This window comes from Ruminococcus sp. OM04-4AA, assembly GCF_003462585.1.
Lineage (GTDB): Bacteria > Bacillota > Clostridia > Lachnospirales > Lachnospiraceae > Mediterraneibacter > Mediterraneibacter faecis.
In genome coordinates, this window is the sequence record NZ_QTZH01000005.1 from 20007 (window position 1) to 35399 (window position 15393).

15 protein-coding genes and 1 pseudogene are annotated in these 15393 nt (G+C 39.5%); all 16 read left to right on the plus strand.

The features are described 5' to 3' along the window. The first annotated feature begins 29 nt into the window (after positions 1 to 29). The 16 genes and pseudogenes from DXB52_RS02850 (at position 30) to DXB52_RS02915 (ending at position 15365) form a co-directional block, all read left to right on the plus strand. A complete protein-coding gene (locus DXB52_RS02850) occupies positions 30 to 1955 on the plus strand; it encodes an NAD(P)/FAD-dependent oxidoreductase (protein ID WP_118106469.1) in 1926 nt (641 codons plus the stop codon). Positions 1956 to 2057: 102 nt separating this feature from the next. Further along, a complete protein-coding gene (bilR, locus tag DXB52_RS02855; protein ID WP_118106471.1) occupies positions 2058 to 4064 on the plus strand; it encodes a bilirubin reductase, long form in 2007 nt (668 codons plus the stop codon). Positions 4065 to 4205: 141 nt separating this feature from the next. Further along, positions 4206 to 4748 (plus strand): hypothetical protein, encoded by a 543-nt coding sequence (locus DXB52_RS02860; RefSeq protein ID WP_118106473.1) that lies wholly within the window; start codon positions 4206 to 4208, stop codon positions 4746 to 4748. A gap of 171 nt (positions 4749 to 4919) precedes the next feature. Continuing rightward, positions 4920 to 6016, plus strand: a pseudogene (locus tag DXB52_RS16525) (glycerol dehydrogenase). A gap of 289 nt (positions 6017 to 6305) precedes the next feature. Beyond that, entirely contained in the window at positions 6306 to 6728 is a 423-nt protein-coding gene (gene queD, locus DXB52_RS02870) for a 6-carboxytetrahydropterin synthase QueD (protein ID WP_020435627.1), read from the plus strand. Continuing rightward, complete coding sequence (gene queE, locus DXB52_RS02875) at positions 6729 to 7379, plus strand: putative 7-carboxy-7-deazaguanine synthase QueE (RefSeq protein WP_118106475.1); 651 nt, start codon at positions 6729 to 6731, stop codon at positions 7377 to 7379. It begins immediately after the preceding gene. 21 nt (positions 7380 to 7400) lie between these two features. After that, on the plus strand, positions 7401 to 7700 hold the full coding sequence (locus tag DXB52_RS16530; protein ID WP_472519919.1) for a 7-cyano-7-deazaguanine synthase: 300 nt from the start codon (positions 7401 to 7403) through the stop codon (positions 7698 to 7700). Positions 7701 to 7756: 56 nt separating this feature from the next. Next, positions 7757 to 8083: a 7-cyano-7-deazaguanine synthase gene (locus DXB52_RS16535; protein WP_472519929.1), complete on the plus strand. Its 327-nt coding sequence runs from the start codon at positions 7757 to 7759 to the stop codon at positions 8081 to 8083. Between the two features lie 11 nt (positions 8084 to 8094). Continuing rightward, a complete protein-coding gene (queF, locus tag DXB52_RS02885) occupies positions 8095 to 8577 on the plus strand; it encodes a preQ(1) synthase (RefSeq protein WP_015529797.1) in 483 nt (160 codons plus the stop codon). A gap of 190 nt (positions 8578 to 8767) precedes the next feature. After that, positions 8768 to 9583 carry a MurR/RpiR family transcriptional regulator gene (locus DXB52_RS02890; RefSeq protein WP_118106477.1) on the plus strand — a complete coding sequence of 272 codons (816 nt, stop codon included), beginning with the start codon at positions 8768 to 8770 and terminating at the stop codon, positions 9581 to 9583. 121 nt (positions 9584 to 9704) lie between these two features. Then, positions 9705 to 12032: a glycoside hydrolase family 95 protein gene (locus DXB52_RS02895; RefSeq protein ID WP_118106479.1), complete on the plus strand. Its 2328-nt coding sequence runs from the start codon at positions 9705 to 9707 to the stop codon at positions 12030 to 12032. Continuing rightward, positions 12029 to 12163 carry a PTS sugar transporter subunit IIB gene (locus DXB52_RS16540; RefSeq protein ID WP_472519920.1) on the plus strand — a complete coding sequence of 45 codons (135 nt, stop codon included), beginning with the start codon at positions 12029 to 12031 and terminating at the stop codon, positions 12161 to 12163. Before DXB52_RS02895 ends, DXB52_RS16540 begins: the two co-directional genes overlap by 4 nt. 98 nt (positions 12164 to 12261) lie before the next feature. After that, on the plus strand, positions 12262 to 13458 hold the full coding sequence (locus DXB52_RS02900) for a PTS transporter subunit EIIC (protein WP_472519921.1): 1197 nt from the start codon (positions 12262 to 12264) through the stop codon (positions 13456 to 13458). 234 nt (positions 13459 to 13692) lie between these two features. Further along, positions 13693 to 14058, plus strand: coding sequence for a fluoride efflux transporter CrcB (crcB, locus tag DXB52_RS02905; protein ID WP_117569045.1), 366 nt, complete (start codon positions 13693 to 13695; stop codon positions 14056 to 14058). A gap of 29 nt (positions 14059 to 14087) precedes the next feature. Next, a complete protein-coding gene (locus DXB52_RS02910; RefSeq protein WP_117569048.1) occupies positions 14088 to 14987 on the plus strand; it encodes a hypothetical protein in 900 nt (299 codons plus the stop codon). A gap of 180 nt (positions 14988 to 15167) precedes the next feature. Beyond that, positions 15168 to 15365, plus strand: a complete 198-nt coding sequence (locus DXB52_RS02915) for a helix-turn-helix domain-containing protein (RefSeq protein ID WP_117541834.1) — start codon at positions 15168 to 15170, stop codon at positions 15363 to 15365. Positions 15366 to 15393: the final 28 nt, after the last annotated feature.

Here is a 15393-nt window from a genome sequence, read left to right on the forward strand (position 1 = left end):
CGGAAAAAAACAAATTGGAGGAACAGAAGATGAATGAATATTTTCCACATTTATTTGAACCAATTAAGATTGGAAAGACAACGGTAAAGAACAGAATCTTTATGCCGCCGATTTCCACAAACATGGCAGATAAAGGCTATGTAACAGACGCACTGGTTGAGCATTACTCAGCAAGAGCGAAGGGGGGAGTCGGACTGATTGTTACAGAAGTTACGACTGTAGAGCCAGTATATACATATTTACCGGGAGATATGTCTATCTATGATGATTCTTATATTCCAGGTTGGAAGAAACTGGTAGATGCAGTACATCAGTATGATACGAAGATTTTAGCACAGTTGTTCCATCCGGCTTACATGGCATTCCCGATTCCGGGAACACCGCAGCTGATCGCCCCTTCTAATGTTGGACCTTATTATGCAAAATCAGCTCCGAGAGCTGTAACTGTTGAAGAATTGCATGTACTTGTTCAGCAGTTCGGGGAGGCAGCACGCCGTTTCCAGATTGCAGGTGGAGACGGAGTTGAGATCCAGTGTGCACATGCACATGGACTGCTTGGCGGATTCCTTACACCTCTTTATAACAAGAGAACAGATGAATACGGCGGAGACATTAACGGACGTCTCAGACTGACACTTGAAGTAATTGCGAAGATCCGCGAACTTTGCGGCGATGATTTCATCATTGATGTTCGTATTTCAGGAGATGAGTACAGTGAAGGTGGTCTGACACTGAACGACATGATCTATGTATCCAAACAGCTTGAGAAAACAGGTGTTGATTTCATCCATGTTTCCGGAGGAAATACGATCAAGAGAGGAAGTTCCATGCCTGCACCTGGTACATCACCGGCACCGCATGCACACGCAAGTGAGAAAATCAGAAAGCATGTAAATATTCCGGTATCTACAGTTGCAAGAATCAATGAGCCATGGATAGCGGAAGAACTTATCGCAAACGGAAAGACAGATATCTGTATGATCGGTCGTCCGAACCTGTGTGACAGTGAATTTGTTAATAAAGCTGCAGAAGGAAAAACAGATGATATCCGTCCATGTATCGGATGTGGACGCTGCCTGACAGGAATCATGTTTGGTAATCCGATCAGCTGTACAGTGAATCCATCTGTAGAGTCTGACGAGATCAAAGAAGCAGATGAGAAGAAGAAAGTTCTTGTGATCGGTGCAGGTCCGGCAGGAATGGAAGCAGCTTACGTTGCTAAGAAACGCGGACATGAAGTTATTCTCTGCGAAAAAAGCGGAGAGTTCGGAGGCCTTTTAAGACTGGCAGCAGTTCCAATCGCTAAACAGGAACTTTGTAAAGTAATTAAGTTTATGGCACGTCGTCTGAAGAACGAAGGAATCGAAGTCCGCATGAACTGTGAAGTAACTCCGGAGATGCTTGCAGGAGAATTCAAGGATTATGAAGTTGTCTGTTCTACAGGGGCAGTTCCGAAGGAAATTCCTCCATTCAAAGTGTTCAAGCAGACAATGACAGCCGATGACGTCCTTGCCGGAAGAAAATACCCGGGAAGAAAGATCGTTATTCTCGGGGGCGGATCTGTCGGATGTGAAACTGCAGATTATCTTGCACCATTGATTGATGACATGTTCCCTGCAAACCGTGACATCACAGTGATTGAGATGACACCGTCACTGATGCCGGGAGAAGGCGGCGCAGCTAAGAGTCAGCTGACAATGAGACTCAAGAGAAAAGGTGTAAAGATTGAACTGAACAGTCAGGTGACGAAGGTTGATGAGACTACGATCACTTATGAGAAAGACGGACAGGAGTATCATATCACAGATGCGGATACACTGATTTTTGCAGTTGGTTATGCACCGAACAAAGTAGAGAATACAGAAGAGAGAGTTCATTTTATCGGAGACTGTGATAAAGTCGGAACTCTGAAAGATGCAATTGCTGCAGGACATAAACTAGCAGAAGAATTATAATTGTTAAAAGAGATGTCAGTAAATGCTGACAAAAATTATGCATGAAGTCTAAAGTATGTTAATTTGAAAGATATTAAAAATAAAGCAGAACGGAGAAAAAAGATGGGGAATAAATTATCAGAACCGATTAAGGTCGGAAATCTTACTTTTAAAAACAGAATCATGTTTCCACCGCTTACAACAGGTTATGAAGAAAGAGACGGATCGATTGGGGCGAGAAGTCTGAACTTCTATGAAAGACTTGCAAAAGGTGGAGCAGCGTATGTTGTTATCGGAGATGTAGCTCCTGTAAGAACAGCTTCACCGACACCAAAGCTTTATGACGACAGCCAGATTCCTGTATATAAAAATCTGGCAGACACATTACATAAGTATGACTGTAAGCTTGCACTTCAGTTGTTCCATCCGGAGTATGATGTTCCTGGTGTCGGACGCATGATCATGGAAGCAGGTATTGCAAGACAGGCTGAGGCAAAAGCACAGGCAGAGGGAAATGCGGAAGAAGCAAAGAAACAGATGGAAGAATGCGACAGACTTACGAAAGGCGCTTATGCAAAACTTCATCATGATATGCAGCATTTTGTAACAGAGGCAACTGTTGAGCAGTTAGAAGATATTAAAAACAGTATCGCTGCATGTGCAGCAAAGGCGCAGAAAGCAGGAATCGATGCGATTGAAGTACATGGAGATCGTCTTCTTGGTTCTCTTTGCTCTAAGATTCTGAACCATAGAGAAGATCAGTACGGAGGAAGTCTTGAGAACCGTACAAGATATGCACTTGAAGTAGTAGCAGCAATCAAAGAAGCTGCACCGGATCTTATGATTGAGTATAAACTGCCAATCATTACAGTAAATCCTGATGGATCACTTCGTGGAAAAGGCGGACTTGAGGCAGAAGAAGGAATCCGGTTTGCAAAGATGCTTGATGAGGCTGGAATCGATATGATTCAGGTTGCTCAGGCGAACCATACAGGAAACATGGGAGATACAATCCCGCCGATGGGAGATGTTCCGTATAACTGGACACTTCCGGTAGCCAGAGAAGTGAAAAAACTGGTATCCATTCCGGTTGCAACAGTTGGTCGTGTTGTCAGCTTAGAAGCAGGAGAGAAGATCCTCGAAGACGGAGATGCCGATATCGTAGCTTATGGACGTTCCATGCTTGCAGATGCAGATATTGCCAATAAATCTATATCCGGAGAGTGCATCAGAGAATGCTTGAACTGTAATAAAGGATGCGTAGATGCAATTCAGGGACGTAAATACATTTCCTGCGTATTAAATGCAGAGAACGGAAACGAAGGAACTATATTTATCAAACCTGCAGACGAGAAGAAAAAGGTTGCAGTTGTAGGTGCAGGAATCGCCGGACTTGAGGCAGCAAGAGTTGCAGCAAAACGCGGGCATGAAGTAACGGTATTTGAAAAATCAGATAAGATTGGTGGACAGATCCATCTGGCAGCAGTTCCACCGAGAAAGAGCGAGATTTTAAGATCTATTGAATATTATGAGAAGATTCTACCAGAACTTTCTGTAGATGTGAAATTAAATACAGAAGTAGATTGTGAAGAGCTGAATAAGTTTGATCATGTAATTCTTGCCATTGGTGCGCATAACATGGATCTTCCAATGTCTGTTACAGACAGCAATGTTGTTTCTGCCTGGGATGTTCTTGCAGGATGCGAAGTGAGTGGAGCATGTGCAGTACTTGGCGGAGGATTAGTTGGAACTGAAACAGCAGAATTTCTTGCACAGAAAGGTCTGAAAGTAAGCATTGTCGAGATGCTGGATCAGATTGCAACAGGAGAATCCGAGACAGTAATGCCACTGATCAAAAAAGACTTTGAAGAACACGATGTAAAAGAGTATGTGAATACAAGAGTGAATTCCATCGAGAATAATGTGATTCATGCTGTGAATACAAAAGACGAGTCAGAGGTTACAATTGAAGCTGATACAATTGTGAATGCACTCGGGTCTAAGAAGAATCTCTTCGACGACAGTAAGCTGACAGTTCCATTTGTATATGTTGGAGACTGCAGCGGTGAGAGAACAGCAGATATCTCAGCAGCAATCCGCAGCGGATATCAGGCAGGAAATGAAATCTGAGAATTTTTAAGTTTTATTCAGTGAGAAAATAAGTAAAATACAGGGTGATGCTGTAAACAGAAAATCTGTAGACAGTATCACCCTGTTTCAGTTATAATAAAATAAAATTTTTGTTATAAAAAATGATAATGGAGCAAGGCTATGATAAACAAAGAACTATTTTATAAAGTAACATTAATTGATTGCAACGGAAAAGAATTGGAAGTTGCTAAATTCCTGCAGATTTTAACAGGAATGGAAAAAACAGAAACAAGAAGAATTGTAGCGAGTCTGCCATGTGTTCTTTATGAAGAACTTGACGGAGAGGCTTGCTCTTATATTGAGGAAGCACTAGATTTTTATACTGCAAAATACAAATTAGAACCAGTAGGTGATGAAAATGAAGTATATGAAGAGAATGCATTTGTCTATCCTTCAAAACAGGTGATCGCGCTTGGAAGTATGGTTGATTACATCGGAAAGAGGTCAGAGTTTGTAAGCATCGCGAGAAAATATGACTTCCCGAAGAATGTGAGCCTGAATGATACGCCATTCTTAGTAAAAGATGGTTTGGCAGAAGAACAGGCAGTGAACCTGCGGCAGGATCTTCGCAATATGGGAATGTTTGCGCTGATTATGAGAAGTGGGGCAGAAGTCCAGCAGGTGAAGAAGAGGGGATTTTTAGCAGGGATGTTTGCACGTTGAGATGAATTAAAGGGTTGTTTGATACAGTCAGCTGTGAGTAGTGATTATATAGCCGATTTCTTACAGAAAATTCAATTAGATTTTATTGACACTTTTGTAGAGAAGGACTACAATATCTTTAGATTGTTAATTTAATAACATACAAATAAAGAGTTTAGGAGGCAGACAAAAATGGCAAATATTTTATGTAGTCCGAGCAAATATGTTCAAGGTGCAGGTGAGATGAAAAAGCTGGGTGAATATGCTCAGAAGTATGGTAAAAAAGCACTTGTACTGATCACAGAGTCGGGGTATAAACGTATTGAAGACGTTCTCAAAGTTGGATTTGAAGGATATGATATTGAACCAGTGTATGAGTATTTCAACAGAGAATGTAGCAAGACAGAAATTAATCGTTTGGTAGCCGTTATGAATGAAAAGGGCTGTGATGTTGTTATTGGTATTGGCGGAGGAAAGATCCTTGATACTGCGAAAGCAGTTGCTTATTACAAAGAAGTGCCGGTACTGATCTGTCCGACAATTGCATCTACAGATGCGCCATGCAGTGCACTTTCTGTTATTTATACTGATGAAGGCGTATTCGAAGATACTTATTCCTCCCAGCTAATCCAAACATGGTTCTGATGGACACAGAAATCATTGCAAAATCACCAGTCAGACTGACAGTTTCCGGAATGGGTGATGCACTTGCAACTTATTTTGAAGCAAGAGCCTGTCAGGCTAGCGAAGCAACAACTTGTGCTGGTGGAAATGTTACTATGGCAGCGATGTCACTCGCAAAACTGTGCTTTGATACATTGATGAATGAAGGTGTGAAGGCAAAACTTGCTCTGGAAGCAGGAGCCTGTACAAAAGCTGTTGAGAAGGTAATTGAAGCTAATACATTGCTTAGTGGAATCGGATTTGAGAGTGGCGGTCTTGCAGGAGCACATGCAATCCATAATGGATTCACAGTTTTGGACGAGTGTCATCATATGTATCATGGAGAGAAAGTTGCATTTGGAACAATCACACAGCTTGTTCTGGAAGACATTCCGGCAGAAGAACTGGAAAACATTATAGATTGGTGTATTGAACTGGGACTTCCTGTTACATTAAAAGAACTTGGTATTACAGAAGTGACAGACGAGAAGCTTATGGCAGTTGCGACAGCAGCCTGTGCAGAGAATGATACACTTCATAACATGCCATTTGAGGTGACACCTGAGACTGTATGCGCAGCAATTAAGGCAGCAGATGCTTACGGAAGATATTTCCTGGGAGAATAGAATATGGGAAATAGGACACCATTTCGTTAAAATAGAAAAACCAATTTGACAAACTGATTTTCTGTGGTATAATTTTCATGCTGTGAAAAACAGCCGACAGTTCATTTGTACCTTCCTGTCGAAAAACAAAACCAGGGCTAGTTAAGAAGATTCTAGGCTCTGCGTGCAAAGAAGTACGCAGAGCTTTTTATATTATTCAGGAAATACTTTCCCATATATATAAAACGCTCCGCTTAGGATACACAGCTCTTAAAAGGTACATACATTTCAAATACAGGAGAGTTGAAATATGTATTATTTGCAAACAAAAGCCAGTTTTGACGCAGCACATTTTCTCTGGAAATACGAGGGGAAATGCAGAAATATCCACGGACATCGTTGGAATATTGTCGCAAAAATCAAAAGTCAGAAGCTGGAGCAAGAAGGACAGACACGGGGAATGGTAGTAGATTTTGGTAATCTGAAAAAGGATCTGAAAAAGCTTTGTGATTCCTTTGACCATAGTCTGATTTACGAAGTGGGATCTCTGAAAGCAGAAACAGTAGCTGCGCTTCAGAATGAGGACTTTCATCTGGAGAAAGTTTCTTTTCGTCCTACGGCAGAGAATTTCGCATATTATTTCTACAAGAAATTAACAGAACTTGGATACGGGGTTCATTGTGTGGAAGTATATGAAACACCGAATAATTGCGCGGTTTATGAGGAAGAGTAGATGAAAGTAGTAGAAAAATTCACCAGTATTAATGGGGAAGGCACACGGGCGGGAGAATTGGCAGTCTTTGTTCGTTTCAAAGGATGCAATCTGCGCTGTAGCTATTGTGATACTATGTGGGCCAATGAACCGGATTGCCCATATGAAGAGGAAACCCCGGAAGAGATTTTAAATTATGTTTTAGGAACCGGTATTCGCAACGTGACACTTACAGGTGGAGAACCGTTGCTGCAAAAAGACATCAGAGAATTGATCCACCTTCTTTTACAAGCCGGTTTACAAGTCGAAATTGAGACAAATGGCGCAGTTGATTTGTCTGCATTTTGTGAAGAACGACCGGTATTTACAATGGATTATAAGTTACCGTCAAGCGGGTGCGAAGAATATATGATAACAGAGAACATGGAACTGCTTGGAAAAGATGATACTGTAAAATTTGTATGTGGCAGCCAGAAAGATCTGTTAAAAGCATTGGACGTGATTCAGACTTATGATCTGACAAACAGGTGTCATGTGTATCTTAGTCCTGTTTTTGGATCCATAGAACCAGTGCAGATCGTAGAATTTATGCTGAAACATCGGTTGAATGGTGTGCGTCTGCAGATTCAGATGCATAAAGTAATCTGGGATCCAAATGAACGGGGCGTATAAATAAGTAGTGAGGTGATGGAGATGAAAGCATTAGTTCTCTTTAGTGGAGGAATCGATTCAACAACGGCATTAGGACTGGCAATCAAAAAGTACGGGAAAGACCAGGTGATTGCACTCTCGGTTTCCTATGGACAGAAGCACGATAAAGAAATCAGGGCTGCAATAGCAGTTGCCGAATATTATGGCGTGGAGCATCTGTTCCTGGATTTAAGCAAGATATTTCAATATAGCAACTGTTCACTGCTTCAACAGTCCACGGAAGAAATTCCCGAGGAGAGTTACGCAGAGCAGATTTCAAAAACAAATGGCGATAAGCTGTAAGCACATATGTACCGTTCCGAAATGGGTTATTTCTTTCTTCGGCAGCAAGTATCGCACTGAGCAAGGAATGTGGAGTGATTTATTATGGAGCTCATGCAGATGATTCTGCCGGTTTTGCTTATCCAGATTGCTCACCGGTATTCAATCAGGCAATGAATGAAGCAATCTGGGAAGGCTCCGGACATCAGCTGAAAATAGAAGCTCCTTTTGTAAATGTATCCAAAGCCGAAGTAGTACGGATTGGATTAGAACTGGGAGTTCCGTATGAATTGACATGGTCCTGTTACGAAGGTGGAGAGAAGCCTTGCGGAAAATGCGGAACATGCATTGATCGCGCAGCAGCATTTCAGGCGAATCACGTAGAAGACCCTGCGTTGAGATAGAGGAGAAAGCAATGAGAGAAAAAGAAAATTTAACATTATTGGGAAATCAGCAAACAGAATACCGTATGGATTATGATCCGTCTGTATTGGAGGCATTTCAGAATAAACATCCTGAAAACGATTACTTCGTCAAGTTCAACTGCCCGGAATTCACAAGTCTGTGCCCAATCACCGGACAGCCAGATTTTGCAACGATCACGATTTCCTATGTTCCGGACGAACGTCTTGTGGAGAGTAAATCCTTGAAATTGTATTTGTTCTCATTCCGAAACCATGGAGATTTTCATGAAGATGTGATCAATATAATTATGAAAGATCTTGTCAAGCTTCTTGAACCAAAATATATAGAAGTCTGGGGGAAATTCCTTCCACGTGGAGGTTTGTCCATCGATCCGTATTGTAATTATGGAAAGCCAGGTACCAACTGGGAGCAGGTTGCCTGGAATCGTATGAGTAATCATGATATGTTTCCAGAGAAAATTGATAATCGGTAAGATAACGGTAGTGTGCAACAAATAGAAGATGGAAAGAAATTTTCAGGAGATTTCCGCATATCGGATTTACAAAGAACACTCATCAACGTGATAAATTCATCTTTGGTAATCTTACTGTACTTCTCTAAGCATTTTTATGTTATTATGAAAACAGAATCACCACAAGAGAAAATCATGAGGGAGAAAATATATGGGCACACTATATACAAGACTATCATCAATAACTAGTGAGATGTCACCAGAATCAATAGAACATCATATTGCTCGAGTTATGCTGGAACATATTCATCAATTGAATAACATTTCCATAGGTGCTATGGCTGATTTATGTTCTGTTTCTAAATCTACAATCTCCAAATTCGTTAAGCAATTAGGATTTGAGGATTACAAAGAATTTAAAGCAGAAGCATACAGTAGAGGGAAAAGAGAAGTTTACATAAAAGATTTAAATACGATAAATATTACAGATTATATATTGCAAAAAGGAACGGAAGAATATCTGGATGTGCTGTTTTCAGATATTCGCTATTTATTTTTCAATACTGACTCTAAAAAAATAGAACATTTGGTCACGTTGATTCATGATTATGAAGAAGTAGCCGCATTTGGAGAAGGATATTCAGAGACTGCTGCATTGAATTTTCAACATAAAATGTCTTTTTACCAGAAGTTCATTTACACAACTACAAATGACAGAAAACAAGTAGAGTATATTAGTCATGCAAAAGAAAATACACTACTGCTTATTTTTTCAAATTCCGGAAGGTATATTAGTGAGTATACGCATCTGACAGATGCTCCATCAAAGAAGTGTTTTGAAGAAACAAAAGCAAAAGTAGTTCTGTTTACTTCAAACAGCGAAATGGAGAAAGACCCTCGAGTTGATCTATGTATTGATTGGGAATATAAAGATTTAGTCCAAAACCATCCTGTTTTATATCAGCTGTTAATTGAACGAATTGCAATTGCGTATCAAAATAAATACGGATTCCCAATGGAAAAATGAAATCATCCATAATTTTTAAGACTGGAAAGTTCGCAAAATAGAAACTTTTCAGTCTTTCTTTTTTTATTGTTATAATAACAACAGATTCAAGAAAGCGTAGTGAAAAGATGAGGAAGAAGAAATGAATAAAATATGTTTTCGTGAAGAAGCTAAAGATTGGAATGAAGCATTGCCGATAGGAAATGGATTTCTCGGAGCAATGGTATTTGGAAAAATCGGAACGGAACGACTTCAAATTAACGAAGATTCTGTTTGGACCGGAAGTTTTATGGAACGTGTAAATCCTGATGCGCGAGAGAACTATCCAAAAGTTCGTGAACTCTTATTAAATGGAGAAATCGAACAGGCCGAACTTCTCGCAGAGCGAAGTATGTATGCAACATATCCGCATATGCGACATTATCAGACACTTGGGGACGTTTGGATAGATTTTTACAAACAGAGAGGCAAAACGATCTTCAAAAAGGATCAAGGGGGACTTTTAAGCGTTCAGCATGAAAGTGTAGAAGTTCAAACGTATAACAGAGAATTAGATATTTCAAGAGCCGTTGGAAAAATTCAATATGAATCGGAAAAAGGAAAATACGAAAGAGAGTTTTTTGCCAGCAATCCAGATCACATAATTGTATATCAGATGAAATCCATAGATGGCGAACTTCTTAATTTTGATTTATCTTTAACAAGAAAAGATAACCGATCAGGACGTGGTTCATCTTTCTGTGATGGTACTGAAGTCCTGGATGGCAATAAAATCCGTTTATATGGAAAACAAGGTGGAGATCATGGGATTGCATTTGAACTACTTGTACAGGTAAGAACTAAAAATGGCAAAATTTCACGAATGGGAAGCCATTTACTAGTAGAGGATGCCAAAGAAGCAACACTATTTATCACAGCAAGAACATCGTTCCGAAGTGAACAACCGCTTCAGTGGTGTATGGATGTATTGAGTAATGCTGAAAAAGAATCTTATGGAACATTACAAGAGCGTCATATAAAAGATTATTTATCTTACTATGAAAAAAGTAATCTGAAATTGAATTATAAAGACTCTTATGAGCATCTGACAACACCGGAAAGACTTGAGCAAATGCGTAATGGCATAGAAGATATTGAATTAATAAATACATATTATAATTTTGCAAGATATCTTCTGATCAGTTCTAGCCGTGAAGGAAGTCTTCCGTCAAATCTACAAGGAATCTGGAATGAAGAATTTGAGCCTATGTGGGGCTCCAAGTATACAATTAATATCAATATAGAGATGAATTACTGGATTGCTGAAAAAACAGGGTTATCTAAACTCCACATGCCTTTGTTAGAACATTTGCAAAGAATGTATCCGCACGGCAAAGACGTTGCTGAGAAGATGTATGGAATTGATGGATTCTGTTGTCACCATAACACAGATATTTGGGGAGACTGTGCACCTCAGGACAATCATGTATCATCTACCCTGTGGCCAATGGGCGGTGCCTGGTTCTGTTTGCATCTGATTGAACATTACAAATATACAAAAGATATGGAGTTCTTGAAGGAATATTATGGAATACTGAAAGATGCTGTTAAGTTTTTCCTTCAATACATGGTAAAAGATGCTCATGGAAAATGGATTTCAGGACCATCCAGTTCTCCTGAAAATATCTATCTGAATCAAAAAGGAGAGGCGGGATGTCTCTGTATGGGAGCTTCTATGGACACAGAAATCATCAGAGAACTTTTTAATGGTTATCTGGAGATCACAGAAGAAAATCAACTTCCGAAAGATCTGAATGAAACAATAAATGAGCGACTGAATCATATGCCGGAATTGCAAATCGGTAAATATGGACAGATTCAGGAATGGAGTGAAGATTATGATGAAGTCGAGCCCGGACACAGACATATTTCACAACTGTTTGCATTATATCCTGCAGGACAGATACGTATGGATAAGACACCGGAACTCGCTCAGGCTGCAAAACAGACGATTGAGCGCAGACTGAAATATGGTGGAGGCCATACTGGATGGAGCAAGGCATGGATCATACTGTTTTATGCAAGACTGTGGGAGAAAGAAGAAGCTTGGAAAAACTTAAAGGAATTGCTTGAATATGCAACTTTAAATAATCTGTTCGACAATCACCCACCATTCCAAATTGACGGAAACTTTGGAGGAGCCTGTGGATTATTAGAAATGCTTATACAGGATTACTCAGACAAAGTATTTCTTTTGCCGGCATTACCGAACAGTCTTTCAGATGGAGAGGTTAATGGAGTCTGTCTGAAAGCAGGCGCAGTACTGGATATGAAGTGGAAGGAAGGAAATATTGATAAAATCAAAATCACTGCAATGCGTGATTGCAAGTTCATCCTTGTTGCTGAAAAAGAATATCCATTACATTTGAAAAAAGACCAAACGGTTTTTTTAGATAAAAATTTTAAGGAGAGAGGAAGGAAAACAAAATGAAGTATGAGAAAATGATTCAAAGTATTCTCAAAGAATTTGGCGGTCAGGAAAATATTGAGAATGTATATCACTGTGCAACAAGATTGCGTTTTCAGCTGAAGATGAGACAAAGGCGAATGACGAAGCAGTAAAAGCAATTGACGGGGTTCTTTCTATCGTAAAAGGCGGAGGTCAGTATCAGATCGTAATCGGACAGCACGTAGCAGACGTTTATAACGAACTGCAGACAATGATGGGGACAACAGAAAATGAAATCGAACTGAAAGATGCAAAAGAATTCAAACAGGAAATGAAAAAGAAAAAGATTTCCAGCCAGTTTATTGATGTGATCAGTGGTGTGTTTACACCGGTACTTGGAATGCTTACAGCAACAGGTGTAATCAAGGGACTGCTTGCATTTCTTGCTGCAACAGGATTGCTTGCGACTACATCCGGAACATATCAGATGTTAAACATTGTTGGAGATTGTTTCTTTAACTTCCTGCCAATATTCCTCGGATATACTTCAATGAAGAAATTTGGTGGAACACCGTTTATCGGAATGGCAATAGGAGCAGCTTTAGTATATCCGTCTCTAACAACAATTATGGCGGGAGATGCACTTTATACTTTATTCAGCGGTACTATCTTCCAGACAGATGTATATGTAGAATTCCTTGGAATTCCGGTTCTTTTAATGAACTATGCAAGTTCTGTAATTCCAGTAATTCTGACTTGCTATTTTGCAGCAAAAATTGAGAAATTCTTTGCAAAAAGAATTAGTGATCTGTTCAAAACATTCGCTGTTCCTGCGCTGACACTTTTAATTAGTATTATTCTTGCATTCCTGATTATCGGACCAATCGCAACATTTGCAAGTGATTTACTCGGCGCAGCATTTACAGCACTGTTCAATCTGAATGCGACTATTTCAGGTTTCTTATACGGAGCACTTATTCAGGTATGTGTTATGTTTGGAGTTCATTGGGGATTTGTTGCAATTTCTGTAAACAATCTTGCAACATTAGGTTACGATCCTATCACAATTGCTGGTCTTGCATCTGCATTTGGACAGGCAGGAGTTGTTCTTATGATTATGCTTAGAACAAAGAACAAAAAACTGAAAAGTGTTTGTGGACCAGCTATTATTTCTGCAATGGTTGGTATTACAGAACCATCCATTTACGGTGTAACATTACAGTTTAAAAAACCATTTATGTTAGCTTGTCTTGCATCTGGTATTGGTGGTGCTATCATCGGATTTGGTGGAGTAAAACAGTATGTATATGGAACAAACGGAATCTTTGGATGGCTTCAGGTAATTAATCCTCAGACAGGTTTTGATTCTTCTGTTCTTGCTGCAATTATCGCATGTGCTGTAAGTTTTATAGCAGCAATCATTCTGATGATGACAGTAGGAAAAGATTCTATTCCAGAAAGCAAATAATGATATTCTTTCAAGAAGATTTTAAGCTCTGCGTGTGAGAAGTACGCAGAGCTTTTTCTATATTTAAAAGTCCTTAGATGACACAGGTCTTAAAAAGGTACATTTATTACATATACAGGAGAGTTGAAATATGTATTATTTGCAAAGTGAAGATAGTTTTGATGCAGATCAGTATTATAGATGGTATAATAAAGCAGACATTAACTAATAGATTACTTGTAGGAGAGAGAAAAAATGCTGAATTGTATTATAGTCGGAATGGGAGGATTCCTGGGAGCTGTAGCCCGTTATTTGATTGGCTTAATTCCAATCAACCCGCAAAATGGTTTCCCAATAAAAACCTTGTTGATCAATATTATCGGAGCATTTGTGATAGGACTCGTAGTAGCCTTTGGCGCAAAGAAAGATTGGAATCCACAATTGATATTGTTCTTGAAAGTTGGAATTTGTGGTGGTTTCACAACATTTTCATCTTTTGCATTAGAAACCAATCAGCTGATGGAACGAGGATCGGGCTGGTGGGCAGCACTTTATGTTGCATTGAGCGTGACCGGAGCAATGGCTGCAGTATACGCATCACAGTGTATAGTGGCAAGATAAGATTTTATTTTGACGCGAGGAGAGTTAACATGAAAAATCAAGCATATTATCATCTGCCGGGACTATTTGAGTTTTACGAATTGTATCAAGTATTTCTGTCATTGTATCGGGAACACAGAGAGTATTTTTATGATTGGTGTGAGATCGGTTCCATATACGGCGCCCCGTCAGACTGTATCTGGGGTGGCGGTCGCACTTCCTTTGGAGATACTGAGACAGAGAAAGTATTGGATTTGATGCAGGAATATAAGATATCTGCCCGACTGACATTCAGTAATTCACTTTTGAGAGAAGAACATTTGCAGGATCGGAAATGTAATACACTTTGCTCATTGCTGGAAGAAAGAAATGAACCTCAAAATGGTGTGATCATTCATTCCGATTTACTGCTGAACTATTTGCAAAAGAATTATCCGGGGCTTTATCTAGTCTCGTCGACTACAAAGGTACTGACGGATTTTAGCGACTTTTTGCGGGAAACAGACAGAGAAGAATTTCATTATATAGTCCCGGATTTTCGTCTTAATAAAAAATTCGAGCAACTAAACAAGATGAATTCAAAGCAAAAAGCAAAAGTAGAATTCCTGTGCAATGAATGCTGTTGGTTTGGTTGTAAAGATAGAAAAGCTTGTTATGAAACAGTCAGCCAGAAAAATCTGGGAGAAAATTGCCAAAATCATGTCTGTGCAGCACCGGGCGCAGGAGAAGGCTATCTTTTCTCCAAAGCAATGGAGAACCCTGGGTTTATTAGTGTGACTGATATCCAAGATATTTATATGCCAATGGGATTTTCTAATTTTAAGATTGAAGGACGAGGACTTGGAAGTGCATTGATTTTGGAATTTCTGCTGTATTATATGACTAAACCGGAATATCAGATTCATGTCAGAGAAAAGATATATCTGGATAATATGTTGGATCTTTTTTGAATACGAAAGAGGAATAGAAGGAAAGCCTTGAAAATCAAGGGCTTGGGGTCTGCCTTTTCTGTTTTATAAAAATATATGGAAAAAATATGATGAGAGGTGGGGGATAGTGGATTGACAACATAGCATATATCGGGTACTATTAAGTAACGCAATGCGTTATTTAAGCAGGAGAGTTAAATCATGAGCAGAGGGAAAGAAGTAAAAGAATTAAGAGAAAAAATGGGAATGAACAGACGTGAGTTCAGCGATTACTATGGTATTCCGTATCGTACAGTTCAGGATTGGGAAGCGGAGAAAAGAGAACTTCCGGATTATCTGTTACGTTTATTAAAGTATAGAGCAGAGATAGAATGTCGAATCGAAAGAGTAGATAATTAAAGGTATCCTCTGTATATTTTTTGCAATA

Bases quoted from the DNA above. Each gene is read 5' to 3' on its own strand.
- DXB52_RS02850 (WP_118106469.1), top strand. From the start codon at position 30: ATGAATGAATATTTTCCACATTTATTTGAACCAATTAAGATTGGAAAG.
- bilR (WP_118106471.1), top strand. From the start codon at position 2,058: ATGGGGAATAAATTATCAGAACCGATTAAGGTCGGAAATCTTACTTTT.
- DXB52_RS02860 (WP_118106473.1), top strand. From the start codon at position 4,206: ATGATAAACAAAGAACTATTTTATAAAGTAACATTAATTGATTGCAAC.
- queD (WP_020435627.1), top strand. From the start codon at position 6,306: ATGTATTATTTGCAAACAAAAGCCAGTTTTGACGCAGCACATTTTCTC.
- queE (WP_118106475.1), top strand. From the start codon at position 6,729: ATGAAAGTAGTAGAAAAATTCACCAGTATTAATGGGGAAGGCACACGG.
- DXB52_RS16530 (WP_472519919.1), top strand. From the start codon at position 7,401: ATGAAAGCATTAGTTCTCTTTAGTGGAGGAATCGATTCAACAACGGCA.
- queF (WP_015529797.1), top strand. From the start codon at position 8,095: ATGAGAGAAAAAGAAAATTTAACATTATTGGGAAATCAGCAAACAGAA.
- DXB52_RS02890 (WP_118106477.1), top strand. From the start codon at position 8,768: ATGGGCACACTATATACAAGACTATCATCAATAACTAGTGAGATGTCA.
- DXB52_RS02895 (WP_118106479.1), top strand. From the start codon at position 9,705: ATGAATAAAATATGTTTTCGTGAAGAAGCTAAAGATTGGAATGAAGCA.
- DXB52_RS16540 (WP_472519920.1), top strand. From the start codon at position 12,029: ATGAAGTATGAGAAAATGATTCAAAGTATTCTCAAAGAATTTGGCGGT.
- DXB52_RS02900 (WP_472519921.1), top strand. From the start codon at position 12,262: ATGATGGGGACAACAGAAAATGAAATCGAACTGAAAGATGCAAAAGAA.
- crcB (WP_117569045.1), top strand. From the start codon at position 13,693: ATGCTGAATTGTATTATAGTCGGAATGGGAGGATTCCTGGGAGCTGTA.
- DXB52_RS02910 (WP_117569048.1), top strand. From the start codon at position 14,088: ATGAAAAATCAAGCATATTATCATCTGCCGGGACTATTTGAGTTTTAC.
- DXB52_RS02915 (WP_117541834.1), top strand. From the start codon at position 15,168: ATGAGCAGAGGGAAAGAAGTAAAAGAATTAAGAGAAAAAATGGGAATG.